19 protein-coding genes and 1 other annotated feature are annotated in these 24,402 nt (G+C 32.4%); of the genes, 4 read left to right on the top strand and 15 right to left on the bottom strand.

All coding sequences use genetic code 11. The annotated features are described in order from the left end of the window. Window positions 1-10 precede the first annotated feature (10 nt). The 6 genes from atpE to nth form a co-directional block, all read right to left on the bottom strand. Window positions 11-268 (bottom strand): ATP synthase F0 subunit C, encoded by a 258-nt coding sequence (gene atpE, locus C4Q29_RS02835; RefSeq protein ID WP_103981321.1) that lies wholly within the window; start codon window positions 266-268, stop codon window positions 11-13. Window positions 269-281: 13 nt separating this feature from the next. Further along, window positions 282-977, bottom strand: a complete 696-nt coding sequence (locus C4Q29_RS02840) for a F0F1 ATP synthase subunit A (RefSeq protein ID WP_103981322.1) — start codon at window positions 975-977, stop codon at window positions 282-284. Next, window positions 967-1,365: an ATP synthase subunit I gene (locus C4Q29_RS02845; protein WP_159459194.1), complete on the bottom strand. Its 399-nt coding sequence runs from the start codon at window positions 1,363-1,365 to the stop codon at window positions 967-969. Before C4Q29_RS02845 ends, C4Q29_RS02840 begins: the two co-directional genes overlap by 11 nt. Further along, complete coding sequence (locus C4Q29_RS02850) at window positions 1,349-1,576, bottom strand: AtpZ/AtpI family protein (RefSeq protein ID WP_103981324.1); 228 nt, start codon at window positions 1,574-1,576, stop codon at window positions 1,349-1,351. Before C4Q29_RS02850 ends, C4Q29_RS02845 begins: the two co-directional genes overlap by 17 nt. A 1,198-nt stretch (window positions 1,577-2,774) precedes the next feature. Then, the gene (gene ileS, locus C4Q29_RS02855; RefSeq protein ID WP_103981325.1) at window positions 2,775-5,876 is read right to left on the bottom strand and encodes an isoleucine--tRNA ligase; all 3,102 of its coding nucleotides are present in this window, start codon (window positions 5,874-5,876) and stop codon (window positions 2,775-2,777) included. 41 nt (window positions 5,877-5,917) lie between these two features. Then, window positions 5,918-6,123: a binding site (T-box leader), on the bottom strand. Between the two features lie 88 nt (window positions 6,124-6,211). Further along, window positions 6,212-6,877 (bottom strand): endonuclease III, encoded by a 666-nt coding sequence (nth, locus tag C4Q29_RS02860; RefSeq protein WP_103981326.1) that lies wholly within the window; start codon window positions 6,875-6,877, stop codon window positions 6,212-6,214. An 89-nt stretch (window positions 6,878-6,966) separates the two neighbouring features. Between nth and C4Q29_RS02865 the strand changes: the two genes are divergently transcribed. After that, window positions 6,967-8,079, top strand: a complete 1,113-nt coding sequence (locus C4Q29_RS02865; RefSeq protein WP_159459195.1) for an FtsW/RodA/SpoVE family cell cycle protein — start codon at window positions 6,967-6,969, stop codon at window positions 8,077-8,079. An 18-nt stretch (window positions 8,080-8,097) separates the two neighbouring features. Next, window positions 8,098-9,051 carry an NAD(P)-dependent oxidoreductase gene (locus C4Q29_RS02870; protein ID WP_103981328.1) on the top strand — a complete coding sequence of 318 codons (954 nt, stop codon included), beginning with the start codon at window positions 8,098-8,100 and terminating at the stop codon, window positions 9,049-9,051. 82 nt (window positions 9,052-9,133) lie between these two features. On the opposite strand, the gene C4Q29_RS02875 is transcribed toward C4Q29_RS02870, so the two are convergent. The 3 genes from C4Q29_RS02875 to C4Q29_RS02885 form a co-directional block, all read right to left on the bottom strand. Continuing rightward, a complete protein-coding gene (locus tag C4Q29_RS02875; RefSeq protein ID WP_103981329.1) occupies window positions 9,134-9,757 on the bottom strand; it encodes a hypothetical protein in 624 nt (207 codons plus the stop codon). 172 nt (window positions 9,758-9,929) lie between these two features. Next, window positions 9,930-10,796 carry a UTP--glucose-1-phosphate uridylyltransferase GalU gene (gene galU / locus C4Q29_RS02880; protein ID WP_103981330.1) on the bottom strand — a complete coding sequence of 289 codons (867 nt, stop codon included), beginning with the start codon at window positions 10,794-10,796 and terminating at the stop codon, window positions 9,930-9,932. After that, window positions 10,783-12,177 carry a hemolysin family protein gene (locus C4Q29_RS02885; protein ID WP_103981331.1) on the bottom strand — a complete coding sequence of 465 codons (1,395 nt, stop codon included), beginning with the start codon at window positions 12,175-12,177 and terminating at the stop codon, window positions 10,783-10,785. The genes galU and C4Q29_RS02885 overlap by 14 nt, the downstream gene beginning before the upstream one ends. A gap of 149 nt (window positions 12,178-12,326) precedes the next feature. Between C4Q29_RS02885 and C4Q29_RS06440 the strand changes: the two genes are divergently transcribed. Continuing rightward, window positions 12,327-12,461 carry a hypothetical protein gene (locus tag C4Q29_RS06440; RefSeq protein ID WP_268802350.1) on the top strand — a complete coding sequence of 45 codons (135 nt, stop codon included), beginning with the start codon at window positions 12,327-12,329 and terminating at the stop codon, window positions 12,459-12,461. A 73-nt stretch (window positions 12,462-12,534) separates the two neighbouring features. Here the strand turns inward: C4Q29_RS06440 and C4Q29_RS02890 are convergent, their stop codons facing one another. Continuing rightward, entirely contained in the window at window positions 12,535-14,898 is a 2,364-nt protein-coding gene (locus tag C4Q29_RS02890; protein WP_103981332.1) for a tyrosine-protein phosphatase, read from the bottom strand. Between the two features lie 239 nt (window positions 14,899-15,137). Between C4Q29_RS02890 and dsdA the strand changes: the two genes are divergently transcribed. Beyond that, window positions 15,138-16,466, top strand: coding sequence for a D-serine ammonia-lyase (gene dsdA / locus C4Q29_RS02895; RefSeq protein WP_103981333.1), 1,329 nt, complete (start codon window positions 15,138-15,140; stop codon window positions 16,464-16,466). A gap of 288 nt (window positions 16,467-16,754) precedes the next feature. Here dsdA and C4Q29_RS02900 read toward each other — a convergent pair whose 3' ends face one another. Genes C4Q29_RS02900 through C4Q29_RS02920 form a run of 5 tightly spaced genes read right to left on the bottom strand, consistent with a single transcriptional unit; the run spans window position 16,755 to window position 23,641 of the window. Next, window positions 16,755-17,768 (bottom strand): YeiH family protein, encoded by a 1,014-nt coding sequence (locus C4Q29_RS02900; RefSeq protein WP_103981334.1) that lies wholly within the window; start codon window positions 17,766-17,768, stop codon window positions 16,755-16,757. A 60-nt stretch (window positions 17,769-17,828) separates the two neighbouring features. Beyond that, on the bottom strand, window positions 17,829-18,785 hold the full coding sequence (locus C4Q29_RS02905; protein WP_103981335.1) for an FUSC family protein: 957 nt from the start codon (window positions 18,783-18,785) through the stop codon (window positions 17,829-17,831). A 47-nt stretch (window positions 18,786-18,832) separates the two neighbouring features. Beyond that, window positions 18,833-21,571, bottom strand: a complete 2,739-nt coding sequence (locus C4Q29_RS02910; RefSeq protein ID WP_159459196.1) for an AAA family ATPase — start codon at window positions 21,569-21,571, stop codon at window positions 18,833-18,835. Then, window positions 21,558-22,694 (bottom strand): exonuclease SbcCD subunit D, encoded by a 1,137-nt coding sequence (locus C4Q29_RS02915; protein ID WP_103981337.1) that lies wholly within the window; start codon window positions 22,692-22,694, stop codon window positions 21,558-21,560. The genes C4Q29_RS02910 and C4Q29_RS02915 overlap by 14 nt, the downstream gene beginning before the upstream one ends. Then, complete coding sequence (locus C4Q29_RS02920) at window positions 22,691-23,641, bottom strand: Abi family protein (protein ID WP_103981338.1); 951 nt, start codon at window positions 23,639-23,641, stop codon at window positions 22,691-22,693. Before C4Q29_RS02920 ends, C4Q29_RS02915 begins: the two co-directional genes overlap by 4 nt. Window positions 23,642-24,402 lie beyond the last annotated feature (761 nt).

The raw sequence follows: 24,402 nt of genomic DNA on the forward strand, positions 1-24,402 counted from the left end.
CTAGTTTTAATTATACTAATGGTTGTAAAACTACTAATATTATAGCAATGATTAATGCATAGATACCTGTTGTTTCAGCAACAGCAGCACCTGTTAGTAACACTTGGATAATGTCTGACTTAGCTTCTGGTTGTCTACCAACTGCTTCTACAGCCTTACCAGCTGCGTATCCTTGTCCAATCCCTGGACCTACCCCTGCTAACATGGCGATTCCAGCACCTAGTGCTGACATACCTAATATGAATGCTTCACTTGAAATATTTCCCATTTTTTCCTCCTAATTAATTTGTTCTTTCTCCAATTGCTCCATTTATATTTATCATGGTCAACATGACAAATACAAACATCTGAATTAACCCTGAAAACACATCAAAATATGCGTGTAAGGCTGGTGCCAAGAATGGTGTAACAAATACTGATAAACTATTCAAAGCACTATAAGCTAGGGTTGTTACTATCATACCTGATAAGATATTACCGAATATCCTAAAGGACATTGAGATAGGTGTTGATAATTCTCCCAATACATTAATTGGGAACAAGAATCCTAAAGGTTCGAAATAACCTTTAATGTAGCCACCTATACCGTTGAACCTAATATTATTTACATGCATCAAGGTAACTGATACTAAAGCCATAGCTAAAGCCACATTATAATTTGATAGAGGTGGTTTTAATCCCACCAAACCAAGCAAGTTTGATACTGCTAGAAATATTACTAAGGATCCAATATATGGAACAAATCCAAGATTGGCCTTCCCCATTGTTGCTTCAACTAAATTTTCTATAGTTTCAACAAACATTTCGCCTAGAAGTAGCAAACCTTTTGGGTTTTCACGAAAATCAGCCTTCTTAGCCTTATACCCAATGATTATACCTAGTATTGATAAAACAATACATACTATAGTCACATTTACAATTTCAGGTTGTATAGTGTAGGTATTTCCATTAAGCATAAAATCTATGCTAATGTCCATTTTTCCCTTCCTTTCGATTACTAAAAAGAGTATACAAGTTATTTATATAAAGGGTGAGTTTGATATTCATCAAGGCAAACCCAGTAGTATATAAGTTGAATAAACTTGATTTTGCAGCAAAAATTAACACCAATCCAGCTATGGTAAACCTTATAAAATAATTGGCCACCATGTATCTTTTAGCCTTATCTTGAGGCTTATCAATAGCAACAATAACGTTGTAATATAGGAGTCTAAAAAATACAATTGATAGACCACCACCTAATATAAGACCTAAGACAAGTTGGATTTTTTGATTAAAAAAAACAAGACAAATAATGATCTCAAATAAAAGCAAAAATAAACTCTTGTAAATTATAGAATTTACATATTTATTGTTTTCTTCCACTCTGATCTTCACCTTTCTTGTTTTTATCCGTAGCAGTAAGCAACTTATAAACATTTAAGAATCCTGCTAAGACTCCCAAAATAATGAATATAAGTGAAAATAACATCTTAAATCCCAATTTGTTATCAAGCCACCTACCGATTAGCAAGGCTAAAAATATAGGTGAAACCATGCTAAAAGCTACTTGTGTGATTAATACTAAGTTTTGCATAAATCTCCTCTTATAAATTACATTTTATAATATATAGATATAAATAGCAATTACATTGTTATATATACCCATTTGTGGTGAGAATAACAATTTTTTGTATAAAAAACGGAGGTTTTTCGCGGCTACCCAACTAGAGATTTTAGATATTTAAGTATATTTGAGGATTTGGAGATTATAAAGAGTATAGGTTTAGGAGATCTTGGGATTTGAGCGAACTGGGGAATTGATCATTGAAATTATGGTATATAAACATCGAAGTAATAAATAGTTCAGAAAAAGGCGAGGTTTAAAATCTGAACTAGTTCCAACCACAAAACTTGTTCAGGAAAAGGCGAAGTCTAAAATCTGAACTATCCCTAGCTGCAAAAATAGTTCAGGATAAGACGAGGTGCAAATTCTGAACTAGTCCCTGAATTTACAATTTTGATTCTTATATATAGGCTTTGATGACTTCATGTAAATTCGAGCCTAATCTTTCATTTACATTAGTTTTTCTCGATTTTCTCATGTAAATCTGAATTCTACTTTTTATTTACATGAATTCAGCGAAATATTTTAGGCATTCTCATGTAAATTCGAATCTAATCTTTTATTTACACTAGTTTTTCTCGATTTTCTCATGTAAATTTAAATCCCTTTGCCCTTTACATGATTAACGTTTTTCTAATCTATTTTATGATTTTCAAATTAGCTTTGGCGCATTTCCCAACTTTTCATCTGTTTTGCGCCACTATCGAGGACTCTTCATCAAAATAATTGGCACTTTTTCAGAATTTTTTCAGCTTTTACACCATTTCACAGGGATCTCCAAGTCTATTTTGGCGCAAATCCAAATTAATCTTAAAGTTTGTGCCACTAGCAAGGGACCTTTACCAAGGCACTTGGCGCATTATTAGAATATTTCCAGCTTTTGCGCCAATTCTAAAATTCTCCTTGGTTTACTTTGGCGCATATTCCAACTTTCCTCTCTATTTTGTGCCTTTCTCAAAGTTTTTCACTAAAATATTTGGCGCATATCTTAGTCTTTCTTTTATTTTGTGCCACTACCGAGGAGTTCCAATAAATCATTTTAGCACATTTCTCAACTTTTCATCTACTTCGTTCCAAACTCTGCACCCAGACATTCTTCCAAAAACACCAAAATACACAAAAAAGAAGCTGCGAAAAATTTCGCAACCTCCTCTTTTATATTATCCGACTAAGATAATCTTACTAATTCAATTTTCACTGTCTTATCGTTTAATTCTTCAGCTTCTGTATTCAGATCTTTTCTTTCTAATTTTTGAGCTAAGGTTTCTTTCATTATTTCTGCCCTATGTTTTTCAAGAGCTAAACTTAGTTCGTCATCAGCTTCATAATAGATTTCAATTTCATCTGTTACTTCAAAGCCAGAAGCTTTTCTTTCTTGTTGGATCTTGGATATAAATTCTCTCATGTAACCTTCTTCAATTAGCTCATCGCTAAGTTCTGTATCTAGGATTACATAGACATTTTTATCCATAGCTATGTCGAATCCTTCTTTTGAAGATATTCTTACTTCCACCATATCCTTAGAAATCTCAATAGATTCGTCTTGTAGGTCTAAGCTTACTGGACCTTCTTCTAGCTTGTCTATAAATTCTTTTGGATTTTCGATTGACTTCAAGTTTTTAGCAAATAGGCCAATCTTCTTACCTAGGCTTGGACCAGCCACTGGGAAGTTTGGTTTCAATTCAAAGTTCATGTAGTCGGATAGGTCAGCTGCAAAGACAACTTCTTTCACATTTAATTCTTCCTTGATTAGGTCTGATAAGTCTCCTATCAAACCTTCATAAGTCTTATCTAATAGAATTTCTGAAAGTGGTTGTCTTACTTTGATTTGAGCATCTTCTCTTGAAGACCTACCCAAGTTTACTACCTTTCTTACTAGGTCCATTTTTTCTTCTAATTGTGAATCTATCAATGATTCGTCAACTTCTGGAAGCATTTCTAGGTGAACTGATTTTCCATCTGTTAACTTATCATAGATTTCTTCAGCAATAAATGGAGTGATTGGAGCCAATAACTTAGCCAATCCTAGCAATACTTCGTAGGTTGTATTGTAAACTGACTTCTTATCGTCATTTATATCTGACTTCCAGAATCTTCTTCTATTTCTTCTTATATACCAGTTTGAAAAATCTTCTACTAAAAATTCTGTAATAGCCTTAGATACTGCTGTATATTCGAAGATATCCATTTTTTCATTATAGTATTTTACTAATGAGTTAAATTTCGACAATAGCCATCTGTCTATTTCACTTCTATCCTCATAAGCTATATTGAAGCTTCTTGGATCTATGTCATCTGTATTTGCATATAATTGGAAGAATGAATAAATGTTTCTAAAGGTTCTAAATAACTTGGATTGAACTTCCTTAACACCGTCTTCATCAAATTTTGTCGGCACCCAGGCTGGCGACACAAATATTGAATAAAATCTAACGGCATCTGCACCATACTTGTCGAATAGGGCGAATGGGTCCAAAGTATTCCCTCTAGATTTAGACATCTTTTTACCTTCTTTGTCTAAAACTAATTCATTTACCAAGACATTTTTATAGGCTGGTTTTCCTGTATACATTGTAGAAATTGCCATCAATGTATAGAACCATCCCCTAGTTTGGTCGATACCTTCACAAATAAAGTCTGCTGGATATAGGCGGTCAAAGTTTTCAGTATTTTCAAATGGATAATGGTTTTGTGCAAATGGCATAGCACCTGAGTCAAACCATACGTCCATTACATCTGGTACCCTTGTATAAATTGTTCCTTCTTCGTCTTTCAGATGAATGTTGTCTACATGAGGCCTGTGCAAGTCCAAAGTTTCTATATCTATATCTTCAACTGCCTTTTCCTTCAACTCTTGTCTGGATCCAACAGTCATGATTTTTCCATCTTCGCTTCTCCAAACTGGTAGAGGTGTTCCCCAGTATCTTTGTCTTGAAATCGCCCAGTCTTTTAGGTTTTCTAACCAGTTACCAAATCTCTTTTCACCCACTGAGCTTGGGAACCAATTTACTGTATTGTTATTAGCAATCATCTGGTCTTTAACCTTGGTAACAGCTAAATACCAAGAAGGTTTTGAATAATAAATCAATGGAGTATCACATCTCCAGCAGTGTGGATAGTTGTGTTCCATTTTTTGTTTAGAATAAATTTTACCTTCTTCTCCTAAATAGATAACTATGTCAAGGTCGGCTTCCATTACTTCTCTGCCTTCCCATGGAGTTCCTATAAATCTACCATCTTCATCAACTAGGTTTAACATAGGCAAATCATATTTCAAACCTGTTTGATAGTCGTCCTCACCAAAGGCTGGTGCAGAATGAACCAAACCTGTACCATCTTCGATGGAAACATAGTCGGCAAGGGTAATAAAGAATGCTTTTTTATTCACTTTACCAAATGGAAGTAGTTGTTCATATTCTAGGTACTCTAACTCCTTACCCTTCATTTCTTCTACTATTTCATATTCACCTTCGCCTAAAACTTTGTCAGCTAGTGATTTTGCCAAATAGTAATATTCGTCATTTTGCTTTGCTTTTATGTAGTCAATGTCTGGACCAGCTGTAATAGCAACGTTTGAAGGTAGGGTCCATGGTGTTGTTGTCCATGCTAGGAAATATTCATTATAACTATCTTTTTTCTTAAATTTAACTGTAGCAGTTTGTGATTTGATTTCCTTATAGCCTAAAGCAACTTCGTGGGAAGCAAGTCCTGTACCACATCTTGGACAATATGGTAAAATCTTTGCCCCTTCATATAAAAGACCTTTTTTGTTGAAGTCATCTAATAGGTGCCATACACTTTCGATATAGTCATTGTCCATGGTTATGTATGGCTTGTCCATATCAGCTAAAAACGCCATCCTATCTGACATGTCCTTCCACATGCTTGAGTAGGTAAATACTGATTCCTTACATACCTTGTTAAAGGCTTCTACTCCGTATTTTTCAATATCTTGCTTGGAATTTAATCCTAATTTCTTTTCAGCTTCGATTTCTACTGGCAGACCATGGGTATCCCAACCCGCTTTTCTTTCTACGTAATAGCCCTTCATAGTCTTGTATCTTACTGTCATATCCTTTAGGGTACGAGAAATAACGTGGTGAATGCCTGGTTTACCGTTTGCTGTTGGTGGTCCATCATAAAACACATAGTGTGGACCATCTTTTCTTGTTTCTGTGGAAAGATTCAATAAGTTTATATCCTTCCAATATTTAGATGTGGCCTGTTCCCTATCTTTAACAGGGCCATCATTTAATGGTTTAAATGTCATCTCTACTCCTTTTCATCAATAAAAAAAATCGCCTCAGCCTAAGCTGGGACGATTATACCGTGTTACCACCCAAATTCACTATATAAAATAGTCTTCATTAAGCTTAACGCAGCCAATACGAGTCTTCCTACTAGATTCAAAAGACCATCTCCTAAGTGATCTTCACTTATATCCTTCCTGGTTCTTTCACCAACCGAACCCTCTCTAAAGTCAAAATATAAGTTACTTTCTTAATCATAGATTTTAATTATTAATATCTTATATCATAGTATTATTCATGATTTTTGTCAATTTTATATCGTATTTCACATACAAAACTTAAGCTATACCTAAACCTATTTTTTGCTAGGATCTAACAAGCCCCTACAATGTAAACTTATATGTTTAATCGGATCATTTTCACAGTCAGGATTTCTTGCAGTTGATATCCTTCTTCCGTAAAATATCAATACATGGTGGGCCTTGGTCCACATTTCTTTAGGTAAAAGTTTCATAAGTTCTTTTTCAGTATCTTCAACATTGCTGGTATCAACCAATCCTATCCTATTTGCACACCTGTGGACATGGGTATCCACCGCAATAGCCGGCTCACCAAAGGCTGTGGATAAAACTACATTGGCAGTTTTTCTGCCCACTCCAGGAAGCTTCATCAAATCTTCTCTCGTATTTGGAACCTTACCATCAAAATTTTCTACCAACATAGAAGCCATAGCCTTTAGATTTTTAGCCTTAGTTCTATAAAGGCCAATACTTTTGATAGCCTCTTCTATGTCTTTTATATCTGCATTTAAATAAGATTCTGGATTTGGATATTTTTCAAATAATTTAGGAGTCACCTTGTTGACCTGCCTATCAGTCGTCTGAGCTGATAGCAAAACAGCACATAAAAGTTCAAAGTCATTTGTAAAATCAAGCTCTGGTCCAGCATCAGGGAAATAATCAAATAGGATCCTTATAGCTTCAAGTTTTTCCTCTTTACTAAGCCTTACCCTATTAGCCATCACTCCTCCTTTTCTACTTTATAATTATGGTTATTTGTTCTATAATGAATTATAACACATTGCTAGCTTTAGATTTACGGAGAAAATTTATGTTTAACTTATCAAAAAAAGACTTTAAAAAAATAGATTCTATTCTTGTGTTTACACTCTTAGCCCTGGTAGTTTTTGGACTAGTAGTCCTATCATCAGCCTTGACACCCTTGAATAGAACTATCAAATCACAATTATTTGCCACCATAGTTGGTATATTCTTAATTTTATTTATATTCCTGCTAGACCTTGATTTTTTAAGGAAAATAAAATGGGTCTTTTACGCTTTGTCAGTTGGTCTCATAGGATTAACTATAGTAAAGGGTGTTGGTGGTGAAGAATGGGGTGCAAATCTTTGGTTAAGACTAGGACCTATAAACTTACAACCTTCAGAAATATCAAAGGTTTTTCAGATAATATTCTTATCTAGTTACATAGGAGAAAATAAAAACAAGGTTAATTCTTGGAAATTCATTATTTCTTATATAATTTTAGGCGCAATACCTGTAGGATTGATAATCCTTCAAAACGACCTGGGTACAGCCCTTGTTCTAGCTTTTGTTACAGTTGCTATGCTATTTGTCTCAGGCATATCCTGGAAAAACATATTGAAACTATTAGCTATATTTACAGTAATCTTACTTATAAGTTTGCCATTTATCTGGAATAAATTAGAAGGTTATGCAAAAAATAGGATTTTAGACTTTAGAGATGGTTCCAGAAACCTTGAAGTTTCAACCCATCAGACTGATAGAGGCTTGATTGCATTAGGATCTGGTCTTTTAACCGGACGAGGTTACAAGCAGGGTCCATTCACACAAAACTCCTATATACCGGCCCAAGAAACCGACTTTATCTTCCCCGTTTTAGTTGAAGATTTCGGATTTATCGGTGGTGCAAGCTTGATAATCCTATATGGAATAATGCTCTGGCGACTTTATGTAATAGCCCTGAATGCAGATGAGCTATACCATACAAGCTTTGTTATTGGAGTATTCGCCCTATTATTTATTCATATATTTGAAAATGTAGGTATGACCATGAAGCTAATGCCTGTAACAGGGATTCCTCTTCCCTTTGTTTCTAGTGGAGGAACCTTCCAAATGATCAACCTTACATTGATGGGCATCATTTTATCAATAAGCATGCAAAGAAAAGGACTAGACTTTTAGACAATGAAGGGAGTAATTATGAATATAACTGTTTTAGAACCTCTTGCAGTTAAAAAGGACCTACTTAGAGATATTTTTAAGAAACTTACTGACAGTGGCCATGAATTGGAGATTTATGATACCATTGCAAAAGATGAAGATGAACAGATTGAAAGAATGAAAGACACTGACATCCTAGTTATAGCCAATAGTCCAATTGGAGCAAAGGCTATTAAAAGTGCTAAAAACTTAAAGACGATAGCTGTTGCCTTCACCGGTTTTGACCATGTGGACATGGAAGCTTGCGAGGAAAGAAATATCCTTGTTTCAAATGCTTCCGGCTATGCAAATACTGCTGTTGCAGAACTAGCAGTAGGAATGGCTCTCGACCTTTATAGAAATATAATTTCAATGGATGAGAAAACAAGAGAACTTAAGACTAAGTCGGGTTATAGATTTAGAGAACTAAGAGGTAAAAAGGTTGGAATTATAGGAACAGGCGCAATTGGTTGTGAGACTGCTAAACTCTTCCATGCCTTTGGTTGTGAAATCCTAGCATACTCAAATAGTGAAAAGAAAGAAATTTTAGATTTAGGTGGAAAATACCTATCACTTGAAGATTTATTAAAACAATCTGATATCGTAAGCCTTCACCTACCTTATAACAAGAGTACAGAAAGACTGATTGGAGAGAATGAATTTAAACTTATGAAAAAAGATGTCATCTTTATAAACTGTGCAAGGGGGCAAATTGTAGACAATGAAGCCCTAAAGGATGCTCTAAATAACAGTCTGATAGCAGGAGCAGGAATAGATGTCTTTGATATAGAACCACCTCTCTTAGAAAATGATCCTCTGCTAAGTGCCAAAAATACTTTGTTAAGCCCTCATATAGCATACTTCACAGAAGAGTCTATGATTAAGAGAGCTGAAATTACTTTAGAAAATATTGAGGCATTCTTAAATAATAAGCCAATAAATGTGGTTTCATAAATTTATAATAAAAATTCAACCCCAAAAAACTGATTTTTGAAAGCAGATTTTGGGGTTTATTATTTAATTCGAAATTTATATTTTACAATCCAGAATCCTTCTCCAATATATGGTTTATAATCTTAACTGGACTATCCTCGTCAACAAAAATATTAATTATTAACACTTTCTTGACATCACTCATCAAGACTTCCCTATCTTCATCATCTAGCAAATCAGAGTCTTTTGAAATATTTATATCATATATCCCTTCTAACTTTCCTTCTTTTAACTCTAATTCCCAATATTTTCTTGATTTATCAAAATTTGAAAAAGTTGACTTTCCTTCATCAAAATCATTTATTGATATACCTACTTTTATTTTGTCTAGATCTTCAAGCTCTATCTCTTCATTTTTTAAAAGAATATAAATTATAGGTTCACTGTCAACAATCTTGTAGTTTATTTCTTCATTAAAAATTTTATTTTGATTTATAAGATTTGATATCTTATCCCTATCTTTATAAAGATTATCTTTTTCAGCCTTAGTATTATTTTCTACTTCATTCTGTGTTTGTTTAGCTTTTTCGTTCTCTTGGCTAATACTATTATCTTTGCAAGAAGTAGCTACAAAAGCAACAACCATAATTAAGAGTAAAATCTTGAGATTAACTTTCGATTTATTAATCGATTTAAAAAGTGTGTTTTCTTTGTTATTTGTTTTCATAGGGATCCTCCTTGTTTATTCATTATCATTATATATTAATAAATATTTATTTTCAATATTAAATATCTATTTTGAATTTTTGGATATTCTATTCTGAAGTAAAAAAAACTGACCAATAAAAGTATTTTTCACATACTCATATCGATCAGTTACAAATGTAAATTTATAGTATCTATTTTATTTTCTTCAAATACTCTGCAAATTCTTTGCCTACTTCTTCATCTCTCAAGGCATATTCTACAGTCGCTTCTAAAAATCCAAGCTTACTTCCCACATCATATCTCTTACCCTCATAGATGTAACCATAGACACCATCACTTTTAGCTAAGCTATCAATGGAATCAGTAATTTGGATTTCTCCACCTACTCCTGGTTTTGTTTTTTCTATGTGGTCAAAAATTTTAGGGGTAAATACATACCTTCCTAGGATAGCTACATCAGATGGCGCATCTTCTATACTAGGTTTTTCTATACAATATTTGATATCATAGGTCCTGTCATCTATTTGATCAGCTTCTATTGATCCATACTTATTTATTTCAGTCATAGGCACTTTTTTACAGCCTACAACATCCTTTTCAAGCTCATAAAATCTTTCTATAAGTTGGCCTATGGCAGGTTGGTCAGGATTATAGACTATATCATCACCCAAGACAACTACAAAGGGATCATCTCCGACAAATTCTTTACCCTGCAAGATAGCATGGCCTAGACCCTTGGTTTCCTTTTGTCTCTTATAGTAGAAATTAGCTTGGTCAGCTATTCTTCTGATTTCTTCATATTGGTCATCCTTACCATTCGCTTCCAACTTAGCTTCCAATTCAAAAGAATAATCAAAATGATCCTCAATTGGATGCTTATATCTATTTGTAATGAATAATATTTCTTCTATACCAGAGTCAACCAACTCTTCAACTATGATTTGAATGGTTGGTGTTGCTATTATTGGTAGCATTTCCTTAGGAACAGCTTTGGTAAATGGCAGAAATCTAGTTCCCATACCAGCAACTGGTACGACAGCTTTTTTAATCTTCTTCATTCTTATCTTCCTCTTCTTTTTCTGGTCTTTGATTATCAAATTCATCATAGACAGTGATTTTAACTTCAACTATCCTCTTATCTTGAACCTTTAAAACTTCTATATCTAAATTGTCATATTCTAAATGTGGAGTATCTCCATCATTTGGAATGTAGCCTAAAAGATAAATTATGAAACCACCTATAGTGTCATAGTCATCGCTTTCTTCATCTATTTCATTTCCAGTAAAGTTGTTGAAATCCTTGATACTCATAGAAGCCTTTAATTGGTAGACATTTCTTGCAATCTCGGTAATTTCCGGATCACTAGTATCATATTCGTCATCTATGTCCCCTACTATTTCTTCAATAAGGTCTTCCATAGTAACTAGTCCAGCAAATCCACCATATTCATCTATAAGCAGGGCCATATGTTGGTTGTTGGTTTGTAATTCATTAAATAATTCGTTGATATTTTTTCTTTCAGGTACAAAATATGCAGGTTTTAATATCTTATCTATTTTTACATTTTCAAAGCCTCTAACATAGGCTTCTAATAGATAGTTCTTTAAATATAGTATACCTATTATATTATCTATATCCTCACTGTAAACTGGTATCCTAGAATATTTTAATGACAACATTTCATCCTTGTATTCAAGGAAATTATCTTCAATATCTATCATGAAAACTTCAGTCCTTGGTGTCATGATTTCTTCAGCAAAGGTTTCGTCAAAAGATATAACTGAATTGATCATTTCGCTTTCAACCTTGTCTATTACCCCTTGTGAATGTCCTAGTTTAACTAAAGACTTTATGTCATTTATAGTGATTTTACCTTCAACATCATCAGTTTTCATTCCAAATATTTTTAGAACTAAGTTTGTTGTTGATGATAGTAGCCATACAAAAGGTCTGAATATAGCATTAGTTACAGCCATGACATTTACTGACATCCTAGCTATTTTTTCACTTTGGGCTATAGCAACTCTTTTTGGTACTAATTCACCAAATACTATAGTGATGAAGGATAGCAATATGGTTATAAGAACTTGGGCTATGGTAACAGCATATTGTATATTGAATGTCCCTAACCAGCTAGCTAATTTAAGTGATATCCCTGTTGCAGCTGCTGCTGAATTGAAAAATCCTGATAATGTAATAGCTATTTGTATAACAGATAGCAGGTTTGATTGGTTGTCTAAAAGATTTAAAATCTTTTGAGCTTTTTTGTCTCCATCATCAGCATCATTTCTAAGTTTGTTTTGGTCTACAGAGACCATAGCCATTTCTGCTGCTGAGAAAAAAGCATTTATTAAAGTAAGTAATATTATTAATATAATTTGTCCAGTTAAATTCCCCTCAAAATTGATGGGGACACTAGACCCCTGTGGTACGTCCATTTTCCCTCCAATATGTAAATTATATGCTTAAATATTATCACAATAGCCCTAAATATTCAATTACAGGCGATAGAAGAAAGTATGGTCCTATAATTTTATTATTTTTATTTTTGGGTATAATTAAATTAAGATAATTATTAGGAGGAAATATGGAAAGAAAAGATTTGGAAAGAGCCTTATTAGAAGAAAAAGAAGCTGAACTAAAACAACAAGAAAACTTAGAAAAAGAACACCAATTAGACGAAGAAGAATTAGAAGAAAAAGATAAAGAAGAAGATAAATAATAGCAAAAGATAAAGAAGAAGATAAATAATAGCAAAAGCTGTTGCAAGGTTAATGCAACAGCTTTTTACTTACTTAGCTAAGTTTATTCTTTTTATTTTTTGTTCCTAGATAAAGAACTGATAATATTACAAGATTTGAAGTCAATGCCATTATACCAAAGTCATTGGTTTTTGGGCTAGACTTAACAGGTTTTTTAACTTCTACTTTTATATTTTCAACCTTTGATAAACGCTTAATCACAAGGTCTAAATCTTTTTCGCTTAAACCTTTTTCTAATACAAAGGCTCTAGCTTTTTCTTGGATATTTATATTATCTAAATCATTAGATCCAGTTATATATTTAAGCATATCTAAGACATCATTAGCTATTAAATCATATTTTTCCTTGTTAGCCTTAGTTACTCCATAGAAGTTTTCATAAGTCTTCATATAGTCATTAACTATTTCTTCCTTACTTGCTCCCATCAATGCACTTACCAAGGCTCCAAAGTAACCTGTCCTATCCTTACCTTCTATACAGTGGAATAAGAATGGTCCTTCATTTTTAGCTATAAATTCTAAGGCTTGAGTCATAACTTGTTGGAAGTCATCACTCTTGTAAGCAAGTCCTATATTTAGAGCTAACACATTACCTTTTTCATACAAGTCTTTGTAATAAGGTGAATTAAAATCTTCTGTCTTGATATATTTTTCTATATCTTCTTTAGTGTCAGAGAAGTTAATTACATATTTTATATCATGTTTCTTAATTAAATCATCAGCATAAGATGCTCTTCCTAATATATTATTGATAGGGCTTGAGCTTCTATAAATAATCTTATCTCTTATATTTCCATTATTTAACATTCTAAAGTTAGCAAATTTTACCGGATCATTGTCATAATCTTTAATATCATTTGATCTTTCGAGCTTTCTAATCTCGTATTGAGTTAAGTATCCAGCCTTTTCTTTCATGCTAATCTTAAACTTGCTTCCTACTTTAATTCCAGCAATCTCATTTAATTTGCCATAATTTATACATAATCCAACATATTCATGTCCTGGGTAGGCTCTTACTAAAAATTCGCCTTGTTCAACAAAGTAGTTATCTAAAAATGGTCCTGAAATCTTATAGCCATTGTCAAATTCAACTTCTAAAATATCACCAAATTCATAACCCATAGCTAAGAAATCTTTTATAGTGATATCAGTTTGACCATGACCATATTTTTCTATTTCTCTTATTTGACCAGACCATTCTTGTGAATCTTCTTCAGTTTTTAATGACCCTTTTCTTAATAAAATTTGTAAATCTGTAATTTCATCTTCTGTTAATTTTACATCTTCTCTAAAGTATCTTTTAGCTGCTTCTTCCCAATTTATTGTCTTAGGATCTGTCTTTTTGTCTACATTTGCAACAGTTTGAAGCATTGATGTAACAATGTTAGATTGGGCTATTTTATGATATTGTTCACTATTTTTTTCAACATCGTAGTAGTTTTCATAGGTTATCATATAGTCTTCTACAATCTCATCAAATGAAGATCCTGCTAGAGCTTCTAAAACAGCAGATACAAATCCTGCCCTGTCTTTGCCTTCATTACAATGAACTAGGTATGGTCCCTCATGCTGTAGAATAAATTTCACACCCCTATTTAATTTTTCAGAAAAGTCCTTACCAGATATATCTACTGACATACTTAAAGGAATAACTTTTCCATCTTTAAACAATTTGTAGTAATATTTAGAACTAAAATCTTCTTTTAATGCATATCCTTCTATATCTGCAGGTGTATCTGCCAGGTTCATTACAGCCTTTATACCAGCTTCTTCTACTAGTTTATTAGCATATGAAGCTCTTGATATAACGTTGTTTATTGGATTTGATGACCTATAAAACATATTTTTAGCAATCTTACTTGTATTCATAGGTCTAAAGTTAGCAAATTTCACAGGGTCATTGTCGTAATCTTTTATGTCATTGGTCCTTGTTAATTGTCTTAATTGATATTCTGCAAGGTAACCTTCTTTTTCCGCCATTTTATATGTAACTTTGTCTCCGACTTTTACCCCATATGTTTTAGAAAAATTCCCCATATTTATCGCAGTAATAATAACATTTTCTGCGTCTTTATGCTTCTCATCATAATTATGTATGGTTACTAGTGATTTTGTATCCACATCACTATAATTTTTACCAAAAGGCATTTCTAGCTTGTTATCTCCTACAGTAACTTCTATTATGTCACCATATTCAAAACCCTTGTCTAAAAAATCCTTGGGTGAAACTGCGACAGTTATATTACCATATTTTGATATGTACTTAACTTCAGTTTCTATTTGAGCTACTTCTTTAACTGTTGTGCTTTCAGTATTGTTAGCATATACAGTTGAAATTGGTGCTAGTCCAACTATTAAGGCTAATAAAAATGCCAATATTCTTTTTTGTCTATACATGTTTCCTCCTTAATATGTATTAACAATTAATATTATATCAAGTTTAATCTTATAGCAATTTTATTATGGTAAACTAAGCATAATTTTTTCAATTATTATATTTAATAAATATATCCATATTAAAAATGCTATTTATGATAAAGATACCGTTTTCTTAAAATATTATTTTTTACTAGACTATTACATTTTTCACCCCATAGTGGTACAATGTAAGATAAGTATTTATAAGGAGGTGTATCTTGTATACAGTTGATGAATTAATAAGCAAAAGCCCAATTTTAGCCAAAGTTGCCAGACTTGAACCTACTGTTTGGATAAATCCAGATAGAAAAACAGGAAAAGAAGCTTGGGAAAATGTTGAATTTACATATGAAGATATAGAAGAAGCTAATGAAAGATTTACAAAATTTGGACCTCTATTAGTAGAATTATTTTCTGATGAATTTCCAGAGATTATAGAAACAAGGGGTATTTTAGAATCAGACCTAGTACACCTAACAAAGATGGAAGAAGAATATAAAAATAAATATGGTCTTAAAGGGAATCTTTATTTAAAATTAGATTCACACATGCCAGTTGTAGGATCTATAAAAGCTAGGGGTGGCCTATATGAGGTTTTAGTTTTTTCTGAAACTTTAGCCAAAGAACATAAGCTAATTGATGAAAATAAAGATTACACTCAATTTTTAAATGATGAATTTAAAGATTTATTCTCACAATATACAGTACAAGTTGCTTCAACAGGTAACCTTGGTATATCCGTAGGTGTAATGGCTGCAGCACTTGGTTTTAATGCTATTGTCCATATGTCAAATGACGCTAAACAATGGAAAAAAGACCACCTAAGAGAAAGAGGTGCTACTGTAATCGAATATGATGGTGAATTTTCTTTTGCTATAAGTGAAGCTAGAAAAATTTCTGATAAGGACCCATATTCATACTTTGTTGATGATGAAAACTCAAAGATACTTTTCAAGGGTTATTCAACTTCAGCTATCAGGACTGAAAAGCAATTAAAAGAAATGGGAATCAAGGTTGATGAAGACCATCCTGTATTTGTTTACTGCCCTTGTGGTGTAGGTGGATCTTCTGGCGGTGTTGCCTTCGGCTTTAGAAAAGTATTAGGTGACAATGTCCACGCATTCTTTGTAGAAACAACCCATATACCATCATTTTTAATTGGGGCTTCTACAAAATTACATTCAAACGTTTCAGTGCATGATCTTGGTATCGATGGAATCACAGAAGCTGATGGACTATCAGTTGCTAGACCATCTAAGTTTTCAGGTGAAAACCTACAAACTTTATTATCAGGTGTAATCACTTGTGAAGATGATGAATTATTTGACCACTTAAGAGACCTAGATAGGCTAGAAGATATAAGGATTGAGCCTTCCTCATGTGCTTCCATAGCTGGTGCAGTTGGCCTATTTAACCATGAAGAATCCTTAAAATATCTAAAGGATAATAACTTGCTTGATAAAATGGAAAATGCAACACACATCTGCTGGGCTACAGGTGGTAACCTAGTACCTGAAGAAGAAATGCAAAAATATTTAAATAGATAAAGAAAAAAACTATTAACATTTTGTAACAATGTTGATAGTTTTTTTCTTTTTAAATTTGCTATTATATATGTATGGAGATGGTCCAACTAACGCTAGTCTCCTAGCGTTTATCTAGAATTATGGTCACCGTTTTTCTAGGTACCAACTATTTTGAGCTGTCAATAGTGTAGCAAGTTTTTAATTTTTCTCAATGGATCTCTCACCCATATTAAAAACTTGCAGGTGACAAGCGATCGTTTAGCTAATCCCTTTAGATATTTTATCTAAGAGGATTAGCTTTTTTATTGGTTAAATTTTCCCCATTAGATAAATAACTAGGATTGAAACTAAAACAACCAATAAAGAAATTATAAAGCCATGGACCATTGGTTTAAGGCCTGCTTTTTTCATATCTTTGAGGTCTGTATTCAATCCAATAGCCGCCAGGGCTGCCACCATTAAAAACTTGGATATTTTCTTCAATACTTCTGAAAGATCAGCACTTATATAACCTAAAGTATTTACCATTACTAGGGCTAAAAATCCAAGTATAAACCAAGGTATAATCTTAGCTATATGAAGACCTCTTCCTTGGTCGACTTTGTTGGCTTTCTTTTGAACATGAGCATATATCAAGGAAAAACAAATAACTGTTGGTATTATAGACAGTGTCCTGGTCAATTTTACTGTAGTTGCGAAGTCTCCGGCAGCTTCTGAAAATGCATAGCCTGCTGCCACTACAGATGAAGTATCGTTAACAGCAGTACCGGTCCAAAGCCCATAAGCAATATCTGACAAGCCTAGGTAGCGCCCCATTATAGGGAAGGCTAAAATCATAAGCATATCAAATAAAAATGTAGCACTTAAGCCATAGGCTATATCCACATCGTCAGCTTCTATAACTGGAGCTATGGCAGCAATTGCCGAACCCCCACATATACCTGTACCTGCAGATATCAAGCTTGACATCTTCCAATTCAATCCTAGGGCCTTACCTATAAAATATCCCGCTCCAAAGCAAGTGAACAAGGTAAATACCATAACAGATAAGGAAAGTTTACCTACTTCCAGTACCATAGAAATATTTAATGATGCCCCTAATAAAATAATTGCCAATTTCAATAATCTTTTTGAAGTAAATTTTATTCCCTTATTTAATTTTTTTACTCTTGGATAAAAATAATTAACAAGCATTCCTATAAATAGAGCAATCACTGATCCCCCAATTATATGAATAGGCATGATACTTTCTATCCACCTTGCCACAAAGGCTATAAGCATGGTCAATAAAATCCCTGGCAAGTAACTTATTATATCTTTCAATTTTTCACCTCATATTTAAAATATAAAAGCATGGAGAAATTTTTCTTCATGCCTTCGCCTCTAATTTTTTCTTTCAAGATACCATCTGTCTTTTATCCTATTATACATGGTCGTATATTCATGAAGGTTGTATTCAATGGATTCTAGGGTATCTATTAGTTTGCTTAATTCGTAATTATATCTTTCATCAAATTCGCTTACGGGTTCCCCTACATCAAAGGCTAACTTGAAATCCCCCTTAAAATATAGGGCTAATTCATCCCTATTTTTTTCAGTTATTATAGGATAATCATCTAGTTCATTTAGCTCTATGATTAGACTTAGGGCTGTCCTAAATAAGTTGTTTAGCTTTGATACAGTTATGGAATTTATTCCCTCATTCATTTTGATTCTGGTATCATTTCTTAGTCTTTTGGTATTGTCATGGATAAGAGATACACTATCTATCAAATAAAACTCGTCAACTGACTTATCTTCTTCTAATAAATCTTTAAGACCATTTCTAAGGTCGATATAGGTGGACCTATATGAGTTAAATAGATATTTCTCTCTCCTTGGCCTAAATATCCAAGCATTTACTAAAAGACCTATTATTGTACCAAGTACTGTATCAATCATTCTGTTAAGGGCATATATTTCTAGGTTTTGATTGGTGTAGGCAACATCAACCACAAACACAAAAAATATCGATGTAGTCCCTATAAGGTTTTGAACATTTAACAAATTACACAAAAGTATTATAAAGGTCAGTCCTATAGCTATCCCAACCGGGTTAACTAAGTTTAAACTTTGAAGGATAAAGGATGTTATAATAGCTATTATATTTGTAAATATTCTGACAAATCCTGATTTAAAAGAATCGGAAATAGAGACATCCATAGCAGTAATAGCAGCTGCCGCCATAACTGCTTCACTTAGATTAGGTATAAAATAACCTACAAAGTAAGCTATAGTAACAGCTATAATTGTTTTTAATGACCTAAGCCCCATAATTTTTCTCTTCATGTTTTTCTTCATTTCTTACTCCATAATATAGATATTATCACACCTAGATTAAATTTCAATCAATAAATTTGCTTAACCACTCTAGAATATCCGGATTTATTTTTCTCTACCAGTATCTGCTTGTCTATTTGTTCTTTAAGTATATCTACATGAGATATGATACCTACTAATTTATTTGAGTTCGATATTTTACTTAAGTTTTTCATTACACTTGCTAGGGTTTCCGTATCCAAGGTGCCGAATCCCTCATCTATAAACATTGAATCTAATTGTATACCACCCGCATTCATTTGAACAATGTCTGACAAGCCTAAGGCTAGGGATAAGGACGCCTGGAAGGCTTCCCCACCTGATAGGGTATTTACATCTCTAGTAGTTTGATTGTGGTGGTCTATAACTTCTATATCTAAGCCCATTTGAGAGTTTTTATTAGCAGGATTTACCTTCCTCTTTAGAGAAAACTTACCCTGGGTCATTTCATAAAGCCTCTTATTAGCTGTCTGTAAGACTTGGTCAAAATATTTTAGTTGGATAAAGGTTTCAAATTTCACCTTGCCAACTCCACTTACTTGCCCAGTTAATAGTTTATAAATTTCAGTGTAATTTTGATAATCTTTTTCCTTTTTCCCAAGATCTTTTTCAATTTTTTCTAAGAGCTCCAAATTCTTATTATTTGTTATTAAGTTTGCTTTGAATTTAGTTAAGTCTTCTCTTAAATCTTTTAATATCTCTGATTTTTCTTTCAAGCTTAATTCAATATTTTCCGGATCTAAATTGTATTTTTCATTTAAGGAGTCCTTTAGACTATCTATTTCTTGACATTTAGAAATGTACTTGTTGTTTGCTGTTTGGTAATTAGTTTTAATATTTTTTATGTCTTGATCTAATTTTTCAAGTTGCAAACTTACATTTTCTAACTCTTCATCTAACTTTATAGGATTATCATAGGATATCTTCTTAATTTCCTCTTCTTTTCTTACTTTATTACTATTTAGCTTTTCTCTTAAAGATATTAAGTGTTCATTTATAGATTTTAATTTTTTTTCTTTTTCTGAGATTTTATTTTTTAATCCAATCTTGTCCTCTTCTTTAGTTTCAAGGTCAGTTAATATATTTTCCGTATCACTTATTTGATTTTTAACTTGTTCAAAGTCAGCCTTCTTATCTTCCAGAGCCTTGTCTAAATCATCTCTTTTTATATTTTCTTTATTTAACTTATTTTCAATCTGTTTTTCAAGGTTTTCTTTTTCATTGTTTTTATTTATTAAAGCAAGTTTAATCTCTTCATATTCTTGAGATAATAAATTTACTTGATCTTTTGCCTGGTCTAAGTCTTCCTTTTCAGGCACAGAATCACTTAATGATGCCTTATTTGGATGGTGGGTAGACCCGCAAACTGGGCATGCCTGACCCTCTTCTATTTTGGAAGCCAATATACCTGCTTGGTATTCAAAGTATAAATCTTCTAGATGTTTATATTCAGCTTGTTTTTTTTCTAAGTCTTCTTTTTTTAGCCTATAAGTATTTTCAAAAACTTGGTGGTCTTTTATTACATCTTCCAGGTCATCTATCAGATTTTTGATTTCTTTTAGATTTGAAACTTTTTCTTCAAGTTTGTCCTTTTTATTTTCAAAGACTATTTTTTCTTCTTTTTTAGCTGAATTTTCTTTTATAAATTCTTCTATTTTGTCAAACTGACTAGTTAAATCTTTGATATCCGTTTCAATTTCAAGCAAGTTTTTTTCATGGCTATTGATTTCATCTTCCAAAGAAGAAATATTCTTTTTCAAATCTTCTATGATTTTAAGCTTTTCTTTTTCATCATTTAGTCTGTCTAAGGTCCTATTTAAATCAATTACAAGCTTTTCGTTTTTACCTAGTCCCTCATATTCTTTTTTAGCTTCTTCAAAATCTATTTTTATTTGTTCTAAATCGTTTTGAGCTATTGCTAGCTTTTCTTTTGTTTCTATATAAGTATAGACCTTATCCAATAGGGCCTTGTCTTTGCTAATTATATTGCTTTCTACATCAATCTTTTCTGTAAGCTTAAGTATTTCTGTTTCTTGGGTATCCCTGTACTTATGCATAAAGTCAATCAACTCTTGGCCTGAAGCAAGTTTAGCTTCTATAAAATCATCATAATATTCAGAAGCCACAATAAAGTTTTCTATGGTATTTTCTTTACTTGTCATTAAAACACTTAGGTCCGAATTTATTTTAGAGTATTTTTCTCTTATATTGTTTTCAAGTTTATTAAATTTTTCTGTTGCAAAAATTTCTCTAAACAATTTCGCCTTATCATCATTGCTGGCCTTTATAAATTTCATAAATTTACCTTGAGCAAGCATCATGATTTGGTTAAATTGGTCTTTATTTATTCCCAATAAGTCCTTTATATAGGCATTGACTTCATTGACACCATTTATATATTGGCCATCTGGTAATTTTAATTCTACAGATTTTTTTGAAAGAGTAGTTCCTTGCCCTCTCAATTTACTCCTAAGATATTCAGGATACCTTTCTATAGTATAAGCTTTACTTCTATAGACAAATGATAGCTTCACATAGGTGTCTGTATCTAAGTCTGCTCCAGCATATCTCAACATAGCTTCATTCCTATCACCTGTGGAAGAACTATCGAATAATGCATAGGAAATTGCATCAAAAATAGAAGTTTTCCCTGACCCTGTTTGTCCAGAAATCAAGAATAAACCTTCTTCACCAAACTTATCAAAATCAATTATCTCTTTGTTTTTAAAGGGTCCAAAAGCTTGGAGTTCAAGCCTAGTTACTCTCATCATTCCCCCATATTTCTTCTATTTCATTTTTTACAATTTCCAACTTATCTTCTGTTATCTCTTTACCTAATATCGTTTGATAAAATTCTGTAAATAAATCAAGTGGTGTTTTGTTATCTGTATTTTCAACAAAATCTTCTAAATCTTCTACATTTACTTGCCTATCCTTATATTTATAGGTCATAATATTTGGATAAATATTTCTTAATTGATTAAAACCATCATAGATTTCATCTTCATCTAAAAGTTCAATATGAATGTAATCATTCCTTGATTCATCATTTTTTGAGGCTTCGATAATGTCCTTATAAAGACCTTTAACTATCCTCATGTCTCTTAAGTAATCAATCTTAAAGTCTTCAACTCTTAAATTGTTTTTTTCTTTTAAGTCGACTATAGTTATGCTCTTATCATAGTTAGCTTCTGTTGCAGAAAACTTTAGCAAGGCTCCAGGATACCTGGCCTTCCCTCCCAAAAAGTCTTGCTTTTTATGGATATGGCCTAGGGCTACATAGTCAAACTTATCATATAGCTTTTCTGATACAGCCTCTAATAAACCAGCATATATTTCTTCTGAATCTGACAATTCAGCATTTAAAATAAACTGATGGGAAAGAATAACATTTCTCTCCTCTTCATTTATTTCTATAGAATCTATAACTGCCCTGATAGCCTCTTCATAGCTGGATATTTTTTCCTCGAAGTAGGGTCTGACATCTGAAGGTTTTAAGTAAGGGAATAGGTAAAAATTAATTTGCCCATATTCATCCTCAAGTCTTACACATTCAATTTGACCACCATAGGTATCAGAAATGTAAATTTCAGAATCTTTCAAAAAGCTATTTGCATAAGCTAGCCTGTCAGACGAATCATGGTTACCACTTATAATTAAAACTCTAATTTTCAAATCTTTTAATTGAGATAAAAATTTAGAAAATAGTTTTGTAGCCTCTATACTAGGTACTGAACTTTGGTAAATATCTCCAGCAATAAGCAAGGTATCTATGTCCTCTTTTTTAAGAAGTTTTATTATTTGATCAAGGGCATATTCTTGGTCCTTTATCAAAGAATATCCATTAACATTTTTACCTAAATGCAAGTCTGCAAGATGCATAAATCTCATTCATCCACCTCTTTCCTATAACCTATGGATTCCATTATCAAGTTAAAAGCCCTGTCATCCACTCTAGATTTTAAATCTTCTACCAATGATTCGATTTCATTTTCAATACTTTTAAAATAGGCCTGTGGAATAAGAGCCTGAAGAATAACCATACTATCAAAAAGCTTAGTTCTTTTATCATTTTTCTTTATTCCATATTTGGAATGGATGCTTTGGAAATATTCAACATCTTCAAATATATGGCCCAAGATTAAATTATCGTGGGCAGCTATATTTCTAATGTCTTTTGCATTTTTCAAAAATGACTCAAGCATGGATGGTGTTAAAAATTCTTTCATATCCAAAGCTAAATTCTCTTCTACAAACTTTTGAAATTCGTCAGCTATATCTTCTTTTAATTTGTAGTCTAAGATTTCATATATGTTAACAACTCTACCAAAAGATAAGAAATTAATAATAAACCAAAAAGGTACAAAACCATATTTATTCATATAGTAATTTATAGATTTATTGAAGTTGTCTTCTTCCCTATATTTTTCTATAGTTTCTTTGATACTGTCAATAGTTATCAAAACAAAAGACTTGTCTTGTTTACTATAATTGTCCATATTTAAATATGAATTCTTTTTAGGATGTTTTTCAGTAAATTTATAAGAAATGATAGACCTTGCTATTCTTTCTATTTCAAGCATTTGAGAAAGCAATACCTTTTTCAATTCCTTATCAAAATGATGGACCTCGTATAGGTCTAAAAAGTCAGTTCCTTCCCTATATTTAAACTTTCCATTTTCGGATTTTTCTGTAAAAAAAGGAAGGGTAGCATTTATTATTTTATAATAATTGTATCTAAGCAAGACGTCCTTAGCTCTTTTTTCATCATTTATAATAAGTCCCCTAGATTTTAATATATCAATTTGTTGGTCAGTCGATTTAAAATATTCTAACATAAGTCACCTCTATATAATTTTACCATAGCTGGAAAATATATTGGTAAATATAAAAAATACTGCTGAGTATGGAATTGGATGTTTTTGTACTTTCCATATTAAGATTTTGGACGACTTGATAATAAGAATTTTAGTGGTTTTGGTATTCCATCATGATTTTTGTCGATAGCTGATCATGATTGTTTTAAGCTTTTTACAGAAACCATCATGACTTGTTTGGCAGGAATGTAATGTTGGTTTTGTCGTTTTCACGAAAACCACCATGATGTCTTAAGGTAACGTTTCATGATGGTTTTGGACTTTTTGACGATTCCAACATGTTTTTTTGTAGCTTCGCGTCATGATGGTTTGTAAGATTTTGTGAATTCCAGCATGACTTTTGTACCGGACTGATTATGAAGGTTTTAATTATGAGCACTTTGAATCATGTAAGAATAGATGTTTATTCAGCCTGACATGACATCCAAACCTCAATTTTCATGTCTATTCTAGACTTTGCTACTCCTGTCATGAATCCCAAGCTTCAATTTTCATGTGTATTCTGGCATTTTCTTCCACTGTAATGAATCCCACACCTTAATCGTCATGTGTATTCTGGCACTTTCTTCCCCTGTCATGAATCCCACACCTTAATCGTCATGTGTATTCTGGCACTTTCTTCCCCTGTCATGATTACCACACCTTTTCAATCAAATAATAATGGAGACTTTCTCATTCATGTTATGTAGATTCCAAATTCTCTAATTCTCCCATCATTCATT

The sequence above is a fragment of the Helcococcus massiliensis genome, assembly GCF_900258485.1.
In the GTDB taxonomy this organism is placed as follows: domain Bacteria; phylum Bacillota; class Clostridia; order Tissierellales; family Peptoniphilaceae; genus Helcococcus; species Helcococcus massiliensis.